The organism is Iodobacter sp. CM08 (assembly GCF_033446605.1).
GTDB lineage: Bacteria > Pseudomonadota > Gammaproteobacteria > Burkholderiales > Chitinibacteraceae > Iodobacter.
Map to the genome: position 1 here is coordinate 113,961 of NZ_JAWQUO010000013.1, position 21,990 is coordinate 135,950.

The window sequence follows — 21,990 nt, forward strand, 5'->3', positions numbered from 1 at the left end:
AAAGTAGCAAAAAAAGCAGATAAAAAAAACGGCGAACTCAGGTTCGCCGTTTTGCTTTGTCAGCTTAAGATTTATATACCAGCACCCACAGCGCGTGTGACTGATGCTGCTGTTGGTAGTGGGTCATTGGTTTCTACCATTAGCGCGGTATTAGTCTGTGATACACCATCAATCAGGTAAGCAACGCTGCCAAGGTAGCGTTTACCTACTGGCAGGCTTTTCCAGCTAAACCCTACGGAGGCAGTACCGCCTACGTAGATTTTGCTTGGAGCCAGTGCTTTAAACTCACCACCGACATCGCCAGAGTTAATAATCCAGCTAGATAAGGTGTAGCTACTGTTACCACCCTTAACACCATAACCTACTACGCAAGCCTTGTAGTTACCGGCAGGCAGATTAAATAACTGCACTGTTTCGTTAGAACCATCGCTGCCGCTAGCACCTACTTTGACGCCCGCAGCGTTCATGACCAGTAAATCTAAGTCATCTTCACCACCGTGCTGAGTGTCTGAGTTATAGAGAGCAAAACGGCTAACAAGGTTGTTGGTCGGAACGCTGAAGTTATGGACTTTAACGCCAGCGGTACTGTTACCCGCCGTGCATTCCAGTACACCGTCTTTTGCGCCGGAATCAGTAGCAATGGCACCGCTGCTCAGTGTTGCTTCTTTTAGGCCGCCTTTAGTCAAGGTCAGTTTGCCATCGCTGCCGGTGGCAATCGTAATGACCTTGCTGCCTGACGCTTCTTCGCTGCTGAGCTGTGAAACCGCAGCTAGCAGGCTAGCCTTAGCTGTTAGAGGAGAACGCACGGTATGTGTGCCATCTGACCAAACCAGAGCGCCGTACTGATAAACGTTTCTTGGCGCAGTAGTGCGGCTCAGCGTTACCGTAAAGGATTTGCTCTCACCTGGGGCTAGGCTCAGTGTTGCTGGTGAGACTGCGGCAGTAAAGCCGCTGATTGCTGCTTGTGCGGTATAAATGGAGGCACGATCGCTTACATTGGTCACCGTCCGGGTAAAGGTAAATTTACCGAGAACATTGGCGGTGGTTAATGAAGGTACATTCAGATTGTAAGGCTGAATGCTGCCGATCACACTGCATTTAGCTGGGCTTAGCTGATTTTGCCCGCAAAGGTAGCGGTCATAATCAATTGCACTGACGTCATAGACTAAGCCAGGATCAGCGGCAACATTAGGGTTTACATGCCCTGCACCTTGAGCCCATGGCAACAAGCCATTTTGCAGGCCAGGTTGCCCGTCATTCAGCGTGGTGTATGCGCTAGTCATCAGGGCAGATTTAATTGCCGCAGGCGACCATGTCGGGTGCAGCTGATGCAGTAGTGCGCCAAGACCTGCCACGTGTGGGCTAGACATCGACGTGCCTTGCATAGATTGCCATTCAGCCGGAGCTGCCGCGCCATTGGCCACCTGATTACGCTGCTCTTCTGTAAGCAAAGGGCGTGATGCGGCAAGAATATCAACGCCAGGTGCGGTTAGATCGGGCTTAAGCACATTTGCATCCGCACGGTTTGGGCCGCGTGATGAAAAATCTGCCATAAGCGGTGCATTACCTGATGAAGCTGTAATTGATTTGCTAAATACCGCTTGAGCCGCATCACTGGCTGCAGCTGCATAGGTTTTTGCCGTTACGCCATCGGCAGCACTCAGATGTACTGTAGGAATCACGTGTGAAAATGCGGTGATAGTTGCTGAGCCACCTGCTACGTTGGCGAGCAGCATACCTGCGCCACCCGCGCTTTGTACGGCAGCACTTTTGTTAACAAGAGCCGTTGAGCCGCGATCGCATAACACGATTTTCCCTGCAACTTTGGCAGGGTCAAGCTTTGCGTCGGCAGGTACAGCATCTGCATCGCCATAGCAGCGGTCGAGTGCTGTTTTGCTGGCAGGAGATAGGCTGGCGTAGTCGGTCACACCGGCATTTTTAGCAATAATTAAGTTTGCTGTTAGCGGGGCTGGGTTAACCGAGCCGCCTTTAAGAACCTTACTGCCAAGCGTAACGGTGCTTTCTTGTACGCGGTCGTGGGTTGATGCCGCAACGGTAGTTAACCATGGGCCGATATGCGCCACCATATTGGCGGGCCCGCTATTGCCAGCAGATGCAGCCACAAAGACACCTGCATTGGTTGCCGCTAAAAAGGCTAAGTCAACGGGATCATTCAGCTGCTCACCACCGCTGATTGAGTAGTTCAATACATTCACACCATCGCTCACTGCCGCTTCGATCGCCTTAATGCTATCGCCGCCGTAGCAGTTGTTTTTTCCGGCAGCAAGAATAGGGTCGTTAGATGTCCAGCATACTTTGTAGGTAGCAAGGCGGGCGCGTGGTGCAATGCCTGATAGGTAACCAATGGATGCGCCGCCAATTGTTCCGGCTACTTTGCCATTCCCACCTGCGGTTGAAGCGGTATGCGAGCCGTGGCTATCGCTGTCACGTGGAGAGTTGTAGTCGCTCCAGTGCGGTACTTTTGCGCCACTGTTAACCAGCGCTTCGTACTGTGCTCTGAATTTTTTTGCACCAATCAGCTTGTTATTACAATTAGCTGCAGCAAAACCTTCACCATTTTCGCAAGAGCCTTTCCACGATGCAGGTGGCGCGCCATAAACCTGGTTGCCGTTGGCATCATGTGTGGCCTCACCATTGGCATTCACGCGATCGGCAAAAGAAGGATCTTCTGGCCATACACCGGTGTCAATCACACCGATAATAATGTTTTCACCAGCACTGCCAGCGCCATTGAGCTGTGACCAAAGGCCTGAACCAGGTTTATCTAAGCCTAAGAATTTAGGTGTGTAGTTAGTTTGGATACTACGTGGCTGATCAAGTGTAATTGCCACAACATCGGCGCTGTTTTTAAGCTTTCTAACTTCAGCGTCGGTCAGCATGGCAGAGAAGCCATTGAAAACAACCTGATAGTTATGCACAACTGGTGCATTCGCTATAGTGGCAAGCACATTATTTTGTTTGGTTTCGATATAGTTGATATAAGCCTGCACATCGTAGGCATTAATATCAAGCAACTGGCCTGCCGCTGGTTTTGTGGCTTTTAAGCCACTAATGTCACCGGTGTAGGAAGCCGCTGGTTTGTCTGCTAGCTGAATAATATACGGCAGGCGTGCTTCATCTGCAGAGGCAAAGCTTGCCGCTCCGGCGCTCAGCAAAGCGACGATGGCTAAATTGATAATACTGCGCTTCATCATGATGCAATCCCTGCAGAGTTGTTCTGAGCTTTGTGCTTACGGCGCACCACCATGCTGATACTTGCTAGACCCAGTGCCATCAGCAGCCATTCAGCAGGTTCAGGAACGGCGGTAACATTAATATTATCCAGCCCGAATTGAGCTTGGTTATTACTAAAGGGAACGCATTCACCCGTGGTGGTAGTGAGGCATGCCGCAAAACTGATTTCCTTAAAGACACGATTGTTTGCGGTGTATTTAAAATCACTAAAAGACCATTTTCCACTGGCATTTTGGCCAGGCAATGTGAAGCTATCGCTAAAGGTTTCTCCGCCAAGACCTTTGCCATAGACAATCAAATTAGCAACAGTAAAGGGAATACCTGCACTCAGTGGAGCTGCAAAGCTGCTGGAAAAACTACTCAGCTTAAAACCATATTGGCTGGAAATACTCAGTCCGCCATCATTTAGGCCAAGGTAGTAAGGGGTGTTATTGCCAGCTGGGCAATCAAGAACCGCGCAGCTGCTGCTGGTGGCAATCGCGCCTGCTAGCCCATCACCCAGCACTTTTAAACTGAACTGCGGGTCTGCATGGATTAAATCTCCGCCTTCAAAAACATCACCTTTTAATGTATCAAAATTAATCAGCGATGCTTGAGCAGCAGGCATGGCCAAGCCAATGGCAGCGGTAAGCAGTGCCATCTTGAGTGATTTCTTCATATAACTCCCTGTGTATCTCTTTGATTGGAATGAACAGCGTAGGGTGCTCAAAACTCAGACATAAAAACTACATGCCAACAGGTATGGGTTTTTTGCCCGATTATTTTTATAAGGAGAGAAGTGTTTGAAACGACTTACATTGCTTTTTTATGTAGTAAGCTGTGTGAATAATAACAAATAATGCCAGCGCGTCCAGATGTTGTGAGCATAAGCTATTAATTTGTCTCTCTTTTGCAGCAGTCTTATCTAGTCCTTGCCTAAGAACTGCATATTTCCATGGCTGACCGTGTTGATGTAATTGTTTGAAATAACAGAATAAATCTAAAGTGAAGTGTTTTTTTGATGCCGCTTACATAAATTGCATGTGGCGAGGTGGGCTATAGCTGTTTAGCTTTGGCTCAGATTTTACGGCTGAAATTTAAATTTTTGCTTGTGTGGGCGGCAGAATTAATCTAGAATCCGCTCTCTCTGATCTTGCTGAACAAGCAAATTAGTTAAAAGCGCTAGGGTTGTAGCTCAGTTGGTTAGAGCGTTTGGTCGACATCCAAGAGGTCGTGAGTTCGAATCTCACCAACCCTACCAAAAAAAATTCAATAGGTATGATTGTGAAATTTAAGTCATATCTGCATCAGATGGAGTTAAGCCCCATGGATCGAACTAGCACCACTGCAGAGTGATTCTAGCGGCGAGTGCGTGGGGCTTGATTTATAAAAAGTGCGGCGTAAGCCGCACTTTTTTTTCGTTCATTTTTTACGGCTTCTGTTACTCTTTTAGAAAGCATTTCAACCCTTCTCTTAACGCGCAGCACAGGACAAACTATGCCTATCGTGACCCTGCCAGACGGCTCTGAACGACAATTCGACGCCCCGCTTACCGTGGGTGATGTAGCTGCTAGTATCGGTGCGGGTCTTGCGCGCGCCGCTTTGGCTGGGAAGGTGGATGGCACCTTGGTCGACACCAGTTACTTGATCGATAAAGACGTTCAGCTCGCCATTATTACCGATAAAGATAGCGACGGCTTAGAGGTGATTCGTCACTCTACCGCTCACTTGCTGGCTCATGCGGTAAAGCAGCTGTTCCCTGACGCTCAAGTCACCATCGGCCCTGTGATTGAGAACGGCTTCTATTACGACTTCGCTTATAAACGCCCATTTACTCCTGAAGATTTGCTCGCAATCGAAAAGAAAATGAGTGAATTGGCTAAAAAGGATATCCCTGTTGAGCGTTATGAGTTGTCTCGTGATGATGCAGTGGCTTACTTTAAATCCATTGGCGAGGCTTATAAGGCTGAAATTATCGAGTCAATTCCTGCCGATCAAGCGCTGAGCTTGTATCGCGAAGGTGATTTCACTGATCTTTGCCGTGGCCCGCATGTGCCATCTACAGCTAAGTTAAAAGTATTTAAACTAATGAAGGTAGCGGGCGCTTACTGGCGTGGCGATAGTAAAAATGAAATGCTGACCCGCATCTATGGCACTGCATGGGCTAAAAAAGATGAGCTGGAGCAGTACTTGCATATGTTGGAAGAGTCAGAAAAGCGCGATCACCGTAAAATCGGCAAGCAGCTTGATTTGTTTCATATGCAAGAAGAAGCTCCAGGTATGGTGTTTTGGCATCCTAAGGGCTGGGCACTGTGGCAGACGATTGAACAATATATGCGTAAGAAGCTTGATCAGCATGGCTATCAGGAAATTCGTACCCCGATGGTGATGGATCGCTCCTTGTGGGAGAAGTCTGGCCACTGGGAAAACTACCACGATGCAATGTTCACTACAGAGTCAGAAAAACGCGATTACGCGGTAAAACCGATGAATTGCCCAGGACATATTCAAGTCTTTAATCAAGGCCTGCGCTCCTATCGTGATTTACCATTGCGTTTTTCAGAGTTTGGCTCTTGCCATCGTAATGAGCCATCGGGCTCTTTGCACGGCATTATGCGCGTGCGCGGCTTTGTGCAAGATGACGCACATATTTTCTGTACCGAAGAGCAAGTGCAGTCAGAAGCCGCATCATTTATTGATTTGCTGCAAGAGGTCTATGCTGACTTTGGCTTTAATGAAATTTTGGTGAAGCTTTCCACTCGTCCGGAAAAACGTGTTGGCACAGAAGAAAGCTGGGATCATGCCGAGGCTGCATTGGCCGCTGCACTTGATTCTAAAGGCTTGGCTTTCGAGTATCAGCCAGGTGAAGGTGCCTTTTATGGCCCCAAAATTGAATTTTCATTAAAAGATTGTCTAGGTCGAGTGTGGCAATGTGGTACTTTACAGATCGATCCTAATTTGCCTGAGCGTTTAGGTGCTGAGTATGTTGGGGTTGATAACGCAAAACACCGTCCTTTGATGCTGCACCGCGCAGTATTAGGCTCGATGGAGCGTTTTATTGGTATTCTTATCGAAAATCACGCTGGTGCTTTCCCTGTTTGGCTAGCACCAACGCAGCTTGTGGTACTGAATATTTCGGATGCACAGCGTGAATATGCCGTAGAAGTGACCGAAAAACTCAAGTCTCTTGGTTTTAGAGCTCAAGCGGACTTGAGAAATGAGAAGATTACCTATAAAATTCGGGAGCATAGTCTGCAACGTCTTCCTTATCAGCTAATTATTGGTGATAAAGAGAAAGAGGCAGGCCTAGTGGCCGTGCGTAGCCGTACTGGTGAAGACTTAGGGCAGTTAACGATTGAAGCGCTCGTTGAGCGTCTAAAATCAGAAATGCCTCAGCTTTAACCTATGGCCGTCGCACGGTTTTGATTTTGAACGACTTGGAGAATCACAATAGCTTCTCAGGATAAAGAACCACGGATTAACGGTGAAATCACCGCCCGTGAGTTACGTTTGCAGGGTGTGGATGGCGAGCAGCTTGGTATCGTCAGCCTTTCCGAGGCTTTGGCTCTGGCCGAAGAGGCCAATGTTGATCTGGTGGAAATCGCACCAACAGCACAGCCGCCTGTTTGCCGCATTATGGATTACGGCAAATTTAAGTATCAGGACTCGAAAAAGAAACACGCCGCCAAGCAGAACCAGAAGCAGGTCCAGGTCAAGGAAATTAAATTCCGTCCAGGTACTGACGAGAACGATTACCAGATCAAACTGCGTAATCTGACTCGTTTCCTTGCCGAGGGCGATAAAGCAAAGATTACTTTGCGTTTCCGTGGTCGTGAAATGGCTCACCAAGAAATCGGTATGGCTCAGCTGAAACGTGTTGAAGCTGATCTGGGCGATTTGGTTGTGGTTGAGCAGTATCCGCGTCTGGAAGGGCGTCAAATGGTGATGATGTTGGCTCCTAAAAAGAAAGCCATCTAATTCCATTTGCAAAAAATGACCGGGCTAGCGGCTGCGTCTGGCAAGGTTGATTGTTTTTAAAGTCAGCCAGCAGCCGTAATAAAAACGTGGTGGCAGGTATTAAGTGCAAAGCGGGTAACCGCTATGGCGCCTGTCGCCCTATCTAACTCAGTAGTAGGAGTTCATCATGCCTAAGATGAAGACCAAGAGCGGCGCTAAAAAGCGCTTCAAGGTTCTCGGTGGTGGTGGCGTTAAGCGTAGTCACGCTTTCAAGCGTCACATCTTGACCAAGAAAACCACTAAGACTAAGCGCCAGCTGCGCGGTACAAGCATGGTCGATCCGTCGAACATGCCTTCTGTCCGTGCAATGTTGCCCTACGCATAACTAAAGGAAAAGACTCATGCCTCGCGTTAAACGTGGTGTTACAGCTCGTGCCCGTCATAAGAAAATCATCGCTCTGGCCAAAGGCTATCGTGGTCGTCGTAAAAATGTCTATCGTGTAGCCAAACAGGCTGTCATGAAGGCAGGTCAATACGCTTACCGTGACCGTCGTCAGAAAAAGCGTCAGTTCCGTCGCCTATGGATTGCGCGTATCAACGCTGCATCCCGTGAGTGCGGTCTGGCCTACAGCCGTTTCATGAACGGTCTGAAGAAAGCTGGTATTGAAGTTGACCGTAAGGTTCTCGCTGATATGGCTATTTTTGACAAACCGGCTTTTGCCCAGTTTGTTGAAGTAGCTAAGGCGAAATTAGCCGCCTAATCGGCTGGTCGACAAGAGGGGGAGGCTTCTGGCCTCCCTTTTTTATTCCTTTGGTTTAACCAAAGGGCTGCTTTTTCTGACTGTCTTAATTGATGCGTCAGCTTGAGCAAAACAATTTGCCTGAGATTGCCGCAAGATCATGGTTGATAACGTACAAGCGATTCTGGAAAAAGGCTTGGCTGCATTAAATGCAACCAATGACCCGAACGAACTTGAAAATGCCAAGGCGCAATTTATTGGCAAGCAGGGCGAGATTTCTGCGCTCTTAAAACAGTTAGCCACCTTGCCACCCGAAGAAAAAAAATCTTTTGGTGCAATCGTTAATCAGGCTAAGCAAGCATTTGAAGCCTCGCTTAATGCGCGTAGAGAATCTATTGCTCAAGATAAGCTGGCTAAGCAATTAGCGGCTGAAGCCTTAGATATCACCTTGCCTGGCCGTGGGCTGGCTGGTGGTGGCTTGCACCCAGTAACACTGGTGCGTCAGCGTATAGAAACGCTATTCCACTCTATGGGTTTCGCTGTGGCTGATGGCCCCGAAATCGAAACAGATTTTTATAATTTTGAAGCCTTGAATCTGCCGCCAGATCATCCTGCTCGCGGTATGGCAGACACCTTTTACGTGGAAGGTGGTGAAGTATTGCGCACGCATACTTCCCCTATTCAAGCGCGTTATATGGAAAGCCATGAGCCGCCGATTAAGATTATCGCGCCGGGTCGTGTTTACCGTGTTGATTCTGATGCTACGCACTCGCCGATGTTCCATCAGATGGAAGGCCTGTGGGTTGATCAAGATGTTTCATTTACCGATTTAAAAAGTGTGATTGTCAGCTTTCTGCGCCAGTTCTTTGAGCGTGATGATCTGGAAGTGCGCTTTCGCCCTTCATTCTTCCCGTTTACCGAGCCTTCCGCCGAGATCGATGTAAAGTGGTCTAAAGGTTGGATGGAAGTGGGGGGCTGCGGCATGGTGCATCCTAATGTACTAAAAAATGTCGGTATTGATAGCGAGAAATTCACAGGCTTTGCCTTTGGTATTGGTCTAGATCGTTTTGCAATGCTGTATTACGGCGTGAATGATTTGCGCCTCTTCTTCGAGAACGATATTTCCTTCCTCGAGCAGTTCAAGTAATTGCTGCTGTTTAAAAAAGGAGTGCAGCTAAAGCGTAATACTTGCTTTAGCTGACTTGGCTTTTTCTAGCGGATGTTTAATTCTCCGCGTGTCGTGGGTGCGAGTGATGAAATTTTCTGAACAGTGGTTGCGTAGCTGGGTTAACCCAGCACTAAATTCTGAGCAACTGGCGCATTTATTAACGATGGCCGGTTTAGAAGTAGAAGAAAATGACCCTGCAGCGCCTGAGTTTACTCAAGTGTTTGTGGCAGAGGTGCTGTCTGTTACTAAGCATGAAAATGCTGACAAACTCAATGTTTGTACTGTAAATGTGGGTGAAGCTGAGCCACTGCAAATTGTATGTGGCGCACCGAATGTGGCCCCAGGTATTAAAGTGCCTTGCGCCCGAGTTGGTGCGGCCTTGCCTGGCGATTTTAATATCAAAAAAGCTAAAGTTCGTGGGGTTGAGTCTTTTGGCATGCTCTGCTCGGGTGACGAATTAGGCATGCCCAGCGATGTAGATGGCTTAATGATTTTGCCTAGCGATGCGCCTATTGGCATGTCGATTCGCGAATATTTACAGCTTAATGATCGCTTGCTGACATTAAAGCTCACGCCAAATCGCACGGATTGTTTATCCATTAAAGGCATTGCCCGTGAAGTGGCGGCTTTAACGGATGCAGCTCTCACATCTGTGGAAACACCAGCAGTCGTACCTTGTTGTGATGACGTGATCTCCGTGGCATTAAATGCAGATGCCGCTTGCCCACGCTACGCTGGTCGTGTGATCAAAAATGTAAACCAAGCTGCCGCTACCCCAGATTGGATGAAACAACGCTTAGAGCGTTCGGGTTTACGCTCGATCTCGGCGATTGTTGATGTAACTAATTATGTGTTGCTAGAGCTTGGTCAGCCTATGCATGCTTTTGATGCAGATAAGCTAGAAGGCGGTATTCAGGCTCGTTTTGCTAAGCCTGGCGAAAAGATTACGCTGCTCAATGAAAAAGAGCTAACGCTTGAAGCCGATATGCTGGTGATTGCGGATAGCGTGAAGCCTTTAGCGCTGGCTGGCATTATGGGCGGCTTAGATTCTGCTGTAGTCGCTGGCACACGCCATATCTTTTTAGAATCAGCCTTCTTTGCACCTAGTGTCATTACTGGGCGCTCACGCCGCGTTGGTTTTAGCTCAGATAGCTCGCATCGTTTTGAGCGTGGCATTGATTTTGCTAATGTGCTGAATGCGCTTGAGCGTGCCAGCCAACTGATTATTGAAATTTGTGGTGGTGAAGCCGGCCCAGTTACAGAAGCTGTGGCAGAGCTGCCAGCACGCCCAGCTGTGGCATTGCGTGTATCGCGCGTGGCCAAGGTGTTGGGCATTTCTTTATCTGCTGATGAAATCCTTGCGCTGCTGGCACGTTTGGCCTTGCCAACGTCAGTGGCAGGCGATGTTATTACCGTAACCCCGCCGTCGTTCCGTTTCGATATTGTGATTGAAGAAGATTTAATCGAAGAAATTGCCCGCCTATTTGGCTACGACAATATCCCCGTTGCGCCATCTGCATCACGTCAGGTGATGCTGCCGCAGCCGGGCAATCTTCGAGCAACTTCTGCTTTGAAAAAATTAATGGTTTCTCGAGATTATTTCGAAGCGATCAGCTACGCCTTTGTTGAAGAAAAATGGGAAGCAGATTTTGCGGGTAATACCAGCCCGATTAAATTGCTAAACCCAATCTCCAGCCAAATGAGTGTAATGCGCTCTAGCCTATTTGGCGGTTTGATCTCAGCCTTGCAAGGCAATATCAAACGCAAGCAAGAGCGTGTACGCCTGTTTGAATTGGCTCGCGTATTTCATGGCAAGGACGCCAGCGCTCAGCCAGAAAAACTAGCTGGTTTAGCTTGGGGGCATCGCACTGCAGAGCAGTGGGCTAGCGCTAAGCAACAAATTGATTTTTATGATGTAAAAGCCGATGTAGAAGTATTGCTTGCTCCATGCCAAGCAGAATTCCGCCGTGCCGACCATCCAGCCCTACATCCTGGCCGCGCTGCCGAAGTGTTGTTAAACGGCGTCGTGGTTGGTGTGATTGGCGAGCTGCATCCTAAATGGGTGCAATCGTACGATTTAGGCACAGCGCCAGTCTTGTTTGAATTGGATGTAGCTGCACTTGTAAGCGTTGAACAGCTTACAGCGAAGCCTGTATCCAAACTACAAGTTGTTCGCCGTGACCTTGCCTTGCTGGTAGATGAAAGCTTGTCTGTGGCAACACTACAAGCCGCCTTCACCAATCTGAATAACCCGCTCCTTATAGCATCGGAAGTGTTCGATGTCTACCGAGGAAAAGGCGTTCCAGAGGGTAAAAAAAGCCTTGCTTTCAAGATGTTAATGCAAGATACTCACAAAACTCTTACTGATGAGGAAGTCGACGCCGTTGTCGCGGATATGCTCCGTGCCGCTGAAGTAAACGGTGCGACGTTGAGAGTCTAATGCTAATGCAGTATACCCCCCCTACTATGATGACACTTACTAAAGCTGACTTAGCGGATATGTTGTTCGATAAGGTTGGCTTGAATAAGCGTGAAGCGAAAGACATGGTCGAAGCCTTCTTCGAGGAAATCCGCACGTCCCTTTCTGAGGGCGATTCGGTAAAACTCTCCGGCTTTGGCAATTTTCAGCTCAGAGACAAGCCACAACGTCCTGGGCGCAATCCTAAAACAGGCGAAGAAATCCCCATCTCCGCACGGCGCGTGGTTACCTTTCACGCCAGTCAAAAGCTGAAGGGAATGGTCGAAAGTCACTATGCAAAGCACCAGCCTCGTCATACCGACCAGTGATCTACCCTCTATCCCAGCTAAACGCTACTTCACCATTGGTGAAGTAAGCGAGCTGTGCGGGGTAAAACCGCATGTGCTGCGTTACTGGGAGCAGGAGTTCACGCAATTAAAGCCCGTAAAGCGGCGCGGCAATCGGCGTTACTATCAGCACCATGAAGTACTATTGGTGCGTCGAATCCGCTCACTACTTTATGAACAAGGCTTTACCATCAGCGGTGCCCGCAACCAACTATCCACACTTCGAGCAGAAGGGGATAGTAGAGGTGAGGGCACCACAGTGACAGAATTGCGTCATGAATTAGAAGCACTACTTGCGTGGCTGGATGACTAGCCAAGCAAGGGGCCGTAAGATATAATGCGTCCCTGAGTTCGGAATGTGGCGCAGCCCGGTAGCGCACTTGCATGGGGTGCGAGGGGTCGGAGGTTCGAATCCTCTCATTCCGACCAGTTAAGGTCTTGTTTTATAAGGTTTTTATCATGCTATTTTCCTTTTTGCAGTGCTTCTAATTAAGGTCAATGCGGGACTTTTGCGGGACATCAAGTCCGTGACCGTATTTGCTGCTTTGATTAGTTGGTCGATTTCTGCTGCTGAATAGTGTGTTGTTACGTTTCCGTTGGTGTGGCCAAGTAGTACTTGTCGGTCTTCGTGGCTTACACCTGCGGCGCGTAATCTTCTTCCGAATGTGTGCTTTAAGTCATGCACCCTTACATTTGAAAATCCCTCACTTACCGACCTTCCTGTTTCGAGCGCCATCTTTTCGGCTGCTCTTACGCGTGCTTTTCGCCATGCATGGTCGCTCATGCGGTTTAAGCAGCCGCCTTTATACGAAAAAACATAAACATCGTTAATCCCTCGCATTGATTCAATGACGCTTTTTGCTACGTCGTTTAGGATTACCACGCGGTCTTCACCATTTTTAACGCCCCTTGCTGTTGATCGTCCGCCAAAGTTCCACGGTATTACAAAAACACTGGCTTCTAGCTCTGGGATGTTGATCTCCCACTCCCAACGCAGTTTTGTAACCTCCTGCTCGCGTGTCCCTGTATTCATTTTAAACAAAGCCATTTTCTCAAGATGTGCTGGTAATTCTTGCAGCAAATAGCGTTGCTCATCAAAATTAAGCGGGTAGGCTTGGCGCTTATCTATTTTTTCATCCAGCTTGGTAATCATCGGCGATGATTCGAGCCATGTCAGCCCTTGCTCATCTCGCCACTTTCTTGCAGCAAGGTTTAAAACACGAATTACTTTTTCAATTGCCATATTGATGGTTCGGTTACCCACTTCTTTTTTTCTGGCCGCAATGAATTCGCCCAGCGTTCCATCGTGGATTCTGTTTAATGGCAAGTCGCCGATAAAACTATCAAGTTGTGAAAAGATCAATGCCGTTAAACTAATAGACGGCTGGTCTACAAAATCAATAAGGTACTTAGTTGCAGCTTCGCGCCAGATCCAGCCTTGGCGCTCGCCATAAACAATCGACTTGCGTAAGCCTTCTAAGCGATGAATTAAGAAGCGTTCCGCTTCTTCTTTGCTGCTTGTTCCAGTGCTTTCGCAAAGTCGACCGTACCCCTTGATTTGCTTATCGATGTGCCACGTACCCGACCTGAGCACGAGGCCTGTAATCCCTTTTGTTGCCACGTCGATTCCTTTGCTTGCTTATCAACTGGCTCACTTTTGCGATCGCCAGTCTGCATGGGTATTTTTTGGCCGTCAATTTTTAGGTAGCCGCATGAGGCCTTATAGTCTTTGACCCATTCATCTAAATCTAGCCTGTCGAAGGCTACCCCTTGGTTGCCAATCGGGACGGCTAGAACACGCGGCTCTACGCTTTTATTGAACTCTCGTTCATCCATTCCCAAGTAAGCTGGGGCATCACGCTTTCTGATTAGCCTGGGCAGTATCTGCATTTTCTTGCCTTTGATTATTTTGTGTTGGTGTGGGTATTGGCCCGATGAATTCAAAAGCTGCCATGCCATAAGTTAATCGTTTTGGATTGGCGATATATAGAATCTGCCATTCCTGCTTTAGGTGAGCACGCCACCAGTAGTGGCCGCTCTCGGTTAGATCCTTTATTCGCAATATATCCATTACCTACCTGCTATTTCTTTGCATTGCTTTACTAAGAGTTCTTTACCATTAAAATATGGACGCCCTAAGATATGTTGTGCTGTTGCTGCCACTCTCGGAACTTGTCCATTCCCAAGGGCTTTAATTCTGTCCACCCGATAGGCCAGCCCATTAACCACTCGACCCACTCGGGGTTCAGTTGGCCACTCTCTGCTGATACACACATTGATAGGCCTATTTGTTTTTTTATCGCTATTCGGCGTTGGATGCACGGGTTGGAAAGATTCCCCCTGTCGTGATGATCGCTGGCGGTTGGTGTAGGCCACATTTTCACCGCCGTTTGAAGATCTATTCGATGGCCAACTCTTGATGGCCCAGATCCGTTCTTGCTTGAAACGCGTGGCGTTGGCCACTTTGTAGGTGTATTTACTTGTTGAGCTAGGCTTGTCCCGCTCATCCCCTCTGTTATTTTTCCACCCCTCGTCCCGTCGGTTGCTGATGGGGTGCTCCACATTTTCACTGCACTTGCTAATCCCATGCCGGCATTCTTTGAGCTGCCCGGAAGATTGTAATTTCCACATACTGTTGGAGTGGGCCAAAATCCAGATGCGGTCTCGCTTATGGGGCGCATCAAGGTCGGATGCTGATATACAACCCCATTGCGCGTCATACCCCATTTGGGCAAGATCACTGATGACCAAGGCAAGGCCTCTGGAAACAAGCATTGGTGAGTTCTCCACGAGGACGAAGCTAGGTCGTACTTCACTGATAATTCGTGCCATTTCTCGCCAGAGTCCAGACCGTTCCCCATTAATTCCAGTTCCAGATCCCGCTGCGGATATATCTTGGCACGGGAATCCGCCAGATATGACGTCAACAATTCCTTGCCACGGTCGTCCGTTAAAACTACACACGTCAGACCAAATTGGGAAAGGCGCGAGGCAGCCATCATTTTGTCGTTGCGCCAGAACTTGTGCGGCGTAGGCATCACGCTCAACGGCGCAGACAGTGCGCCATCCGAGCAATTTACCCCCGAGTATTCCGCCACCAGCGCCTGCGAAAAGAGCCAGCTCATTCATATTCCTTATCCATAATGTGTAATGCCTGCAATTTGCTTTGCTTTTATTCGCTTGGCGTTTTGTTCTTGCCAGTCTTTGGCGCATTCCTCACAGCAGAAGACGGCGTCGTTTGTGGCCACAGCGCTGCACCAGCGGCATTCACCATTAGGCAGGGGTGTTTTGTCTTGGCTAAGCTTGGCGGCTTCAAAATGGCGGGCGATGGTATCGCTGCGCATCCTCTCTTCTAAATCACATGTGCGGTCAATTGAGTCGCTCATAGTTAATTCCTTTTCATTGATGGTTATTGCGGCTGGTTTTTGCGTATTCAAATACAGATGCAAGGCTGCTTACTCCCCCCAATCTTCATCAAATACGGGGGGAAGCCATGCTGTTTTGCCTTCGGCATTGATTCCCCAGCTACCGGCTGCAATCAAAGCGGGAAACTCTGCTTTAAAGTCCGCATCTTCGGCGCGGAATACCTCGGTAAGCCTCTGAAATTCGGCTTTATGTTCAGGGGTCGAACAGTTATTTACACAAGTCCAAGTGCTCGCGGCTTCGCCGCTGCGCTGAGAATCAACAGCCAAGTCAAAACCAAGGGCTGACTTTTCTATGACTTTGCTGAGCGTGTCGTCACGGCCCCAGTTCACGTCCCATTCGTGTAACTTGGTTTTGATGCGTTCAACAATCACGCCATTCGGTGCACGCACCACCACGGCAGAGACAATCGAGCGCACTTCACCGTATTTGTTAACTGGGTCGATGAGTTCGCCGGTGCTTTCATCCGGCACTAAGGCATTTTCATAGCCAATCTTGTAGCCGTGCTGCACACGCTTAAATGCTTTAGCGAACTTGGCCCAGTCGCCCACGTCAGCAGCACGGTGCAAATCGTTTAAGATAATGAGGTTTTCTTGCTCGAATAAATCGGCTTTGCGCAGCTCGCGCCACATCGTGACCGGTGGCTGGCCAATGGTTTGAAATTGGCGGATACGGTTGACACTTGCCCAGGCACGAACCAGCTCGGCACCCATTGGGGCTGAGTAACCCGATTCAAAATCTAAATCCATATGTGCGCCATCGATGTTCTTGCACAGATACTTGGCGATATAACCCACCGCCGAACCCTTGCTAGGGTCGATGTTTTCAATAGTAAAGCGATGCTCATCAGCGCCTGCCTCGTCGCCATCTTCTTCTAGCGCTTTGGCTTCAAACAGTGCCAGCATCAAATCGGCGCGGTCGGCTTCGCACCACAGCAGCAAATGCCAATGCGGCGTGCCGTCGGCGTGTGGCTCGACAACACGAATACCAAACGGGGATAAATCGCGGTGCTTCCATAGGGCGCGTAAATTGGCCCACAATTTGCATAAATATTGATGGGTATCGCGTGGGGATGGCTCGCCAAAGGCTTTATATTTCTTGCTGCAAGCGTGATATTTAGACGGCGCAGTTAATGTGACAAAGAAGCCAGGCATGCCCAGCTCGGTGGCTAGTTCTTCCATGCCGCGCACCCGCACCATTAGCTCAGTGCGGCGAATAGCAGGATTAGAAACACCACGACGGCTTAGCTCTTCAAGCGTGGCGGTAAAGCCTTTCTCGTTGGTCGCTTCGGCCTTTTGCAGTGCTTTTTTATTGTTTTCATTACGAATACGGATGCGTAAAGCGGTGGCTGCTGTGACATAAGCATCTTGATGCTTACCTACATCGCCTAACCTGATATGGGCATGTTCTACGGTAAACGTCACTGCACGTTTTAAACGGCCACGCCACCAAGTTGGATCGCATAAGCGCTTGGTCATGGCCTCAAATTGCTCTGGCTCCATGCCGCTTAAATCGAGTTCTAGCCCATGATCGGCAGCGATGTTGACCGCCTCAAGCATAAAATAGGGGCGTAGCAAGCTATCGTCTTTACGGCCTGCTTTAGCCTTACTCACCACATCGCCACATTGTTCTGCGGCCTTGCGGGCAATATCGCCCAGCTCGATGTCGTCGCACTCAATTGGCAGCAAGGTGGCGCGTAATTTATTAGCAAACTTGCGGACAAAGTCGTTGGCGTTGGGCACAGCAGCGAGGCCCGCTGCTTTGCTTAATTTGCGCCACTTACTACGCAAGCTGTGCTTGAGCTGATCGGGCATGCCAATGAGAAGCTTTTCAACATTGGCGGCTTCTTGACGCGCTTGCTGTGCGTAAACCTGCTGATGCCAGCGACTTTGTGCGGCGGCGCTCATTACGCGTCCATCGCCTGTGGTGCTCGGCGGTCTTCGCCACGAGTGAGTGGTGAAGCGCGTAGCGCCTTCATGCGGGCGGCGGTGTCTATATCAAAGCGCTGATTAATTTCAGCCAGTCCACCTCCGCAAGCATTCAATAAATGGGTAAGGGGCAGCATGCTTAAACCATCAATATTTCTGAAGGTAGCGCCTTGGATCAGTGGGCGTAGCTGCGCATTAAACTCAATGACTAGATTCTGTATTTGAGCGAGTAAAGCGCGGTTGTCTGAGCTAAGCGGTAAGTCGGCTTGCTTGTCTGATGTGGGGATGGTTTCGGGTTGAATAGCAACCCACGCGGCCACCGGTTGGCAGTTTAGAAGCGTTTGCATTTTTGCCAACTCAAGGCTACGCACATCAAGATTGATCTTCTTTGCATTGCAGCGTTTAGGCTCCAATGTATTGATGACTCTTGGCGTAAAGGGTTGGGCTAATTGCTCTGCGGTGGCGGCCATCGTTTTATCCAGACGTAACAAAGCCCTGATGGCTGTTTAACAGGCATCAGGAGGCTTCAGAATGTGGGGTTTTATTGCTGAGGTTTAGAGCGCGAGGGAGAGCTGGTCTTTCTTAAACTTATCGTCATTGGCCGGTGGGAATTCCGTCCATTTAAAGACTTCCTGATCTTTGTTGTAGTTGGCTATTTCTGCCTCGGTGATCTGGAAACCGACTTTTAATCTAGCGCCGCAACTTCGGCAGCCGATTTGGGCGGTAGTGGCTGTTGGAGTAATCCGGACGCTGGTTCGCGTATGCGTTTTAGAATTACAGTATGGGCAATGAATTTCTACAGCCATGTCGCTGCTCCTAATCCAATAAGACTAATCAGTAAAATGAAAGCAACAGCAGGCCAATAGCGACGAGTATTTGTTTGCTTATTATGCGTAGGTTCAGCATCTTTCTCTTCGCGACACTTCCATACCGCTTTAACTTGAAGTACCACATCTACGAGAGCAAGACAGCTTCGACACTGTACTTGAGCTTTTGTAGCCACTGGAGTCATTCTGGTACTTAATCGTGTAATGGTTCCTGAATTGCAAAATGGGCAATAAACTTCTAACGCCATGATGATTACTCCAAAGCTAACAAAAACTACAAAAGCAAAAGGCAGAGCCACAAACGACTACCATTCGTCGGGTAAAGCGCTTATATTTCTCTACGAAACGTAATCGCGCATTAAGCAACAGCGGCTTGTTCTATCTCGGTAAGTGCAATGTCTTCTATGTCTTTTAGCTCTTCCTCTGGGATTTCAACCCCACGATAAGCCAAGCCTTCTAAGATCAGTAATCGGCACATAGAAGCAACAGACCTTGATTCTTGCTTTGCGATAGAACCCACAACGGGGTGCTCAATAGTTGTTAATCGTAAATTGATGCCTCGGCGGCTGAGTAGGCCGCGCGGCGCTCTGGGCATCGTCTGATCACCTGCCTCGTTTTCTATCATTGTTTAAGTTACCATTAAGGTTATTTAGAGTGTCACTAAGCGACTTGCCTGAATCTATGAATCGATTATCCGTAACATCATCGGAGTTGTCAAACACCAAGCAGAGAATGCTCGGGGTTTCGGAGCGACTTAAAGAGGAAAGAAAGCGCCTTGGTTTGTCCCAAGAAATGGCTGCAAACGCGCTTGGCATCTCAGTTGATTCGCTTTATGGTTACGAAAAGAATAAAACGAATCCTCCTGTTTCGGTACTTTTGCCATTTTCTGATTTAGGGGCTGATGTTCTTTATATTGTGACGGGACAGCGTAGCTCGGCCAGCTTGCCTGAGCCAGAACAGCAACTGATTACCGCATTTCGCTCTGCATCGGCAGAGGGGCAATCCGCTATTCTTACGACGGCTACAGCGCTATCAGGTGCAGCACCTATCAGCAAGAAGCCTAAATCGACTACAACCCAAATTTTTAATGGTGAAGTCGGCCAGAACATATCAGGCGGATTTAAAGGCGACCATGTTTTCCATTTTGGTAAGAAATAGCCCTGAGATACCCCAATAAGTTGTGCCATCAAAAGACCATAAAAAGCAGCGACCTAAAATAGGACGCTGCTTTTTTTATTGGGGGGCGAATCTGCATTTTGCAGATTTTTTTTATGGCTAAAATATAAATGAAAGATCAATTTTTTTCAGATGATGTTGCTATTGTTTCCAGTAAAAGGATTCAGATTAATCATGCTCATTTTCACCGCTCTGCCTCCCCCCGATTACTCTTGGCCGCCTGTATATTGCTGTCTTTTGCGCTGGGTGTGGTGACAGGCAGGGACTATCTGCCTGTTCGGTATTCAGTAGAGGACAAGCCCGCCATGACAGAGCAAAAGGTTGACTCACTGGTACTGACAATCAATGCGAGTGCTGCGGTATAGGTCGTAGGCAAACAAAAGCCCCTGATAGGCAGGGGCTTGGTTATTTTTGGTTATGCGAATCAGGCAACTAATCGAGCAGCGGTTGCATCAACATGCACTTTGTCAAAAGCGCAGAACAAGCCTCGGCCATCCTCTCCCGCTTCAATAATCCCCGCATCGCGTAGCTTTGTAGCATCTCGATGTACCGCTTTGACCTCTCGACCTAATTTTTTGGATAGCTCGCGCACAGATAGCTTGTCGGATTCAAGCAAGGCATGGAGTAATGCCCAGCGGCCACAGCCCAAAGTATCAAACAATTCTTCTGCACTATTGAAGGCGACAATCTCGCCTTGAACTTCACCATTCATTGCAGCAATGGCGCGGCGCGTGACTTCCGCGTTGTCCATTATGGTGATTGTTAATGTCTTCATATTTTGAGGTATCAACATCGCTACCTTTAATCCTTTTATATGTATAACTCTGGAGTTATTGACTGGTTTGTTTTTTGGGGTTATAGTAACTCTATCAGCAACAAGGAAGGCCAGTTGAATGACGAGTACAGAACTTATAAAACTGCTGATGACAGATGGTTGGTACAAAGTTGCAACGAAGGGGAGCCATCATCAATACAAACACCCAACGAAGCAAGGGCGAGTCACTGTTCCACACCCTAAGAAAGATTTACCAATCGGAACGATTAACAGTATTAAGAAACAAGCTGGCCTGAAGTAGGGCCGGTTTTTTTCCTGACAGTATTGGAGCTAAAAATGTTTTATCCCATTGCAATTGAGTTAGGCGATGATCAGCACGCATTTGGCGTTATTGTTCCTGATTTACCTGGCTGCTTTTCGGCTGGTGAAACATTGGATGAGGCCATTAGTAATGCGAAAGAGGCTATTTCTTTGCACTTGGAAGGACTAGCTGAAGATGAAGATGCAATCCCTGAAGGGAGCATGGTTGCCGCTCATGTTGGTAAGCCAGAATATGCAGGTTTTATATGGGGCGTTGTTGAGATGGATATCTCGCGCTACTTAGGTAAAGCTGAAAAAATCAATGTGACTTTACCTGGCTTATTAATTCATCGTATTGATGCCCGCACTAAAAACCGTAGTGGCTGGCTAGCAGAGGCTGCGATTGAAAAAATCGCCAGAGAAGCTCACGCTTAATTTATTGAGTGTTGTAAAATGATTCATACAAAACAACGGCGGCCAGATGGCCGCCGTTTTTGTTTACTCGCTCACTTCGCTGGCTTTGACTTCCAACTCCAAAGCCGTGGTGTAGCCGCTGTCGCTTAAGCTATGCACTACGCGGGTGATGATCCAGTCTTGCTGGTCGATGATGGGCTTAAAGCCTGACACGCTGGCGGGCAGTTCTGGAAACAACTCGGGGCGGCCATAGGCTAGCGTTAAGGAGAATTGCGCTACGCCACGTTGCAGTTTTTCCCATTCGGCTTTTGCGGCTCGTTCTGCATTGGTTTTGCTGGCGTAAACGTGTCTTAGGGTTTTGACGTTATCGTCCGCGCCCTGGATGACTTCGCCTTGCCCTGGGCCTGCTGCTTTCTTCTTTCTTGGTTTGCGTTTTACTGTGGTGGTTTCTTTCTTGGCAGTTTTGGTGTTTTGCCATGTGGCTTTTACGCCGCTATACGCGCCTCGATCCGCAATACCAAAGCGGTGGCCGTCGCCAGATTGGCGGGTGATCTGCACTTTGCCTAGCGGTTTGCCGCTGGCGGTGGTGGCTTGGCCCGCTTTCATAAAGATCAGCCGGCTATTTTTTACCGTGGCAATGGCATCAAACATTTTAGCGATGCGGCTTAAGAAGCTGGCGTCGCTTTCATTGGTTTGGTCGATATGGCTGATAGCCTGCTTGGCTAGGCTGGGGCCGATGCTGTGCTCAATCTTGTTTTGCTTGCTGATGGTTTCTACAATCTGCCCCAGCGTGGTTTTATGCCACGATCTTTCTTTTTTTACCGATAGGCCAGCGCGTAAATCGGCACTACGGGCGCGAATGGTAAGCTGATCCGGTGCGCCGCTGTGCTCGACTTCATCCACCGTATATTGGCCCTTATCGACTAAGCCGCTATCCGACCAGCCCAGCGATACGGTAACGATGGCACCGCGTGGCGGAATCTCTAGCAGGCCGTCGCTATCGTCCAGCACTAAATCCAGTTGATCTGCTTCAAAGCCGCGATTGTCTGTCAGGCTAATTGATACCAGCCTATCGTTGATCAGCTTAGTAATATCCTTTGCGCCGACCATGATTTTAAAGGCTCTGTCTGCATTAATAGTTGAAAAGGATATTTTTTCCTATCGCCTGCTCAATCCCTGATTTTGCTGTGATATTTTTGCCTGCACGGTCTAACCATCGCCGCCAGCCTAAATAGCTTTCTAA

General features: G+C 48.5%; 25 protein-coding genes and 2 tRNA genes. 14 read left to right on the forward strand and 13 right to left on the reverse strand.

Features of this window, described 5'->3' with window-relative positions; translation table 11 throughout:
• Positions 1-71 precede the first annotated feature (71 nt).
• On the reverse strand, positions 72-3,215 hold the full coding sequence (locus R6242_RS09460; protein WP_318426203.1) for a S8 family peptidase: 3,144 nt from the start codon (positions 3,213-3,215) through the stop codon (positions 72-74).
• Positions 3,212-3,913 (reverse strand): NF038120 family PEP-CTERM protein, encoded by a 702-nt coding sequence (locus R6242_RS09465; RefSeq protein ID WP_293935643.1) that lies wholly within the window; start codon positions 3,911-3,913, stop codon positions 3,212-3,214. Before R6242_RS09465 ends, R6242_RS09460 begins: the two co-directional genes overlap by 4 nt.
• 505 nt (positions 3,914-4,418) lie before the next feature.
• Between R6242_RS09465 and R6242_RS09470 the strand changes: the two genes are divergently transcribed.
• The 10 genes from R6242_RS09470 to R6242_RS09515 all read left to right on the forward strand — a co-directional run bounded on the left by R6242_RS09470 (position 4,419) and on the right by R6242_RS09515 (position 12,333).
• A tRNA-Val gene (locus R6242_RS09470) sits at positions 4,419-4,495 on the forward strand.
• 236 nt (positions 4,496-4,731) lie between these two features.
• On the forward strand, positions 4,732-6,636 hold the full coding sequence (gene thrS, locus R6242_RS09475) for a threonine--tRNA ligase (protein ID WP_318426204.1): 1,905 nt from the start codon (positions 4,732-4,734) through the stop codon (positions 6,634-6,636).
• Between the two features lie 42 nt (positions 6,637-6,678).
• Positions 6,679-7,212: a translation initiation factor IF-3 gene (infC, locus tag R6242_RS09480; RefSeq protein WP_374759883.1), complete on the forward strand. Its 534-nt coding sequence runs from the start codon at positions 6,679-6,681 to the stop codon at positions 7,210-7,212.
• 166 nt (positions 7,213-7,378) lie between these two features.
• Positions 7,379-7,576: a 50S ribosomal protein L35 gene (gene rpmI, locus R6242_RS09485; protein ID WP_046352269.1), complete on the forward strand. Its 198-nt coding sequence runs from the start codon at positions 7,379-7,381 to the stop codon at positions 7,574-7,576.
• Between the two features lie 16 nt (positions 7,577-7,592).
• Positions 7,593-7,952, forward strand: coding sequence for a 50S ribosomal protein L20 (rplT, locus tag R6242_RS09490; protein ID WP_130105454.1), 360 nt, complete (start codon positions 7,593-7,595; stop codon positions 7,950-7,952).
• 139 nt (positions 7,953-8,091) lie between these two features.
• Positions 8,092-9,078 (forward strand): phenylalanine--tRNA ligase subunit alpha, encoded by a 987-nt coding sequence (gene pheS, locus R6242_RS09495; RefSeq protein WP_318426205.1) that lies wholly within the window; start codon positions 8,092-8,094, stop codon positions 9,076-9,078.
• Between the two features lie 106 nt (positions 9,079-9,184).
• Positions 9,185-11,539 carry a phenylalanine--tRNA ligase subunit beta gene (gene pheT, locus R6242_RS09500; protein ID WP_318426206.1) on the forward strand — a complete coding sequence of 785 codons (2,355 nt, stop codon included), beginning with the start codon at positions 9,185-9,187 and terminating at the stop codon, positions 11,537-11,539.
• 29 nt (positions 11,540-11,568) lie between these two features.
• Positions 11,569-11,886, forward strand: coding sequence for an integration host factor subunit alpha (locus R6242_RS09505; RefSeq protein WP_046352592.1), 318 nt, complete (start codon positions 11,569-11,571; stop codon positions 11,884-11,886).
• Positions 11,852-12,217: a MerR family transcriptional regulator gene (locus tag R6242_RS09510; protein ID WP_318426207.1), complete on the forward strand. Its 366-nt coding sequence runs from the start codon at positions 11,852-11,854 to the stop codon at positions 12,215-12,217. The genes R6242_RS09505 and R6242_RS09510 overlap by 35 nt, the downstream gene beginning before the upstream one ends.
• Positions 12,218-12,256: 39 nt before the next feature.
• Positions 12,257-12,333, forward strand: a tRNA-Pro gene (locus R6242_RS09515).
• A gap of 28 nt (positions 12,334-12,361) precedes the next feature.
• Here R6242_RS09515 and R6242_RS09520 read toward each other — a convergent pair.
• The 9 genes from R6242_RS09520 to R6242_RS09560 form a co-directional block, all read right to left on the reverse strand.
• The gene (locus tag R6242_RS09520; RefSeq protein WP_318426208.1) at positions 12,362-13,525 is read right to left on the reverse strand and encodes a tyrosine-type recombinase/integrase; all 1,164 of its coding nucleotides are present in this window, start codon (positions 13,523-13,525) and stop codon (positions 12,362-12,364) included.
• Positions 13,526-13,759: 234 nt separating this feature from the next.
• Complete coding sequence (locus R6242_RS09525; protein ID WP_318426209.1) at positions 13,760-13,975, reverse strand: hypothetical protein; 216 nt, start codon at positions 13,973-13,975, stop codon at positions 13,760-13,762.
• On the reverse strand, positions 13,975-15,117 hold the full coding sequence (locus tag R6242_RS09530) for a DNA cytosine methyltransferase (RefSeq protein WP_412099885.1): 1,143 nt from the start codon (positions 15,115-15,117) through the stop codon (positions 13,975-13,977). Before R6242_RS09530 ends, R6242_RS09525 begins: the two co-directional genes overlap by 1 nt.
• A complete protein-coding gene (locus R6242_RS09535; RefSeq protein WP_318426211.1) occupies positions 15,039-15,290 on the reverse strand; it encodes a hypothetical protein in 252 nt (83 codons plus the stop codon). The genes R6242_RS09530 and R6242_RS09535 overlap by 79 nt, the downstream gene beginning before the upstream one ends.
• A 69-nt stretch (positions 15,291-15,359) precedes the next feature.
• Positions 15,360-17,234 (reverse strand): replication endonuclease, encoded by a 1,875-nt coding sequence (locus tag R6242_RS09540; RefSeq protein ID WP_318426212.1) that lies wholly within the window; start codon positions 17,232-17,234, stop codon positions 15,360-15,362.
• Positions 17,234-17,725, reverse strand: coding sequence for a hypothetical protein (locus tag R6242_RS09545; protein WP_318426213.1), 492 nt, complete (start codon positions 17,723-17,725; stop codon positions 17,234-17,236). Before R6242_RS09545 ends, R6242_RS09540 begins: the two co-directional genes overlap by 1 nt.
• 84 nt (positions 17,726-17,809) lie before the next feature.
• Positions 17,810-18,061, reverse strand: coding sequence for a hypothetical protein (locus R6242_RS09550; protein WP_318426214.1), 252 nt, complete (start codon positions 18,059-18,061; stop codon positions 17,810-17,812).
• Positions 18,052-18,381, reverse strand: a complete 330-nt coding sequence (locus R6242_RS09555; protein WP_318426215.1) for a hypothetical protein — start codon at positions 18,379-18,381, stop codon at positions 18,052-18,054. Before R6242_RS09555 ends, R6242_RS09550 begins: the two co-directional genes overlap by 10 nt.
• A gap of 59 nt (positions 18,382-18,440) precedes the next feature.
• Positions 18,441-18,677, reverse strand: a complete 237-nt coding sequence (locus R6242_RS09560) for a hypothetical protein (protein ID WP_318426216.1) — start codon at positions 18,675-18,677, stop codon at positions 18,441-18,443.
• Between the two features lie 86 nt (positions 18,678-18,763).
• On the opposite strand from R6242_RS09560, the gene R6242_RS09565 reads away from it, so the two are divergent.
• Both R6242_RS09565 and R6242_RS09570 read left to right on the forward strand, forming a co-directional pair.
• Positions 18,764-19,240 (forward strand): helix-turn-helix transcriptional regulator, encoded by a 477-nt coding sequence (locus R6242_RS09565; RefSeq protein ID WP_318426217.1) that lies wholly within the window; start codon positions 18,764-18,766, stop codon positions 19,238-19,240.
• 128 nt (positions 19,241-19,368) lie between these two features.
• A complete protein-coding gene (locus R6242_RS09570; RefSeq protein ID WP_318426218.1) occupies positions 19,369-19,623 on the forward strand; it encodes a hypothetical protein in 255 nt (84 codons plus the stop codon).
• Between the two features lie 59 nt (positions 19,624-19,682).
• Here the strand turns inward: R6242_RS09570 and R6242_RS09575 are convergent, their stop codons facing one another.
• A complete protein-coding gene (locus R6242_RS09575; protein ID WP_318426219.1) occupies positions 19,683-20,051 on the reverse strand; it encodes an HTH domain-containing protein in 369 nt (122 codons plus the stop codon).
• Between the two features lie 100 nt (positions 20,052-20,151).
• On the opposite strand from R6242_RS09575, the gene R6242_RS09580 reads away from it, so the two are divergent.
• The gene (locus R6242_RS09580; protein WP_318426220.1) at positions 20,152-20,334 is read left to right on the forward strand and encodes a type II toxin-antitoxin system HicA family toxin; all 183 of its coding nucleotides are present in this window, start codon (positions 20,152-20,154) and stop codon (positions 20,332-20,334) included.
• Positions 20,335-20,369: 35 nt separating this feature from the next.
• Complete coding sequence (locus R6242_RS09585; RefSeq protein WP_318426221.1) at positions 20,370-20,768, forward strand: type II toxin-antitoxin system HicB family antitoxin; 399 nt, start codon at positions 20,370-20,372, stop codon at positions 20,766-20,768.
• Positions 20,769-20,831: 63 nt separating this feature from the next.
• Here the strand turns inward: R6242_RS09585 and R6242_RS09590 are convergent, their stop codons facing one another.
• Positions 20,832-21,857 (reverse strand): phage late control D family protein, encoded by a 1,026-nt coding sequence (locus R6242_RS09590; protein WP_318426222.1) that lies wholly within the window; start codon positions 21,855-21,857, stop codon positions 20,832-20,834.
• Positions 21,858-21,990: the final 133 nt, after the last annotated feature.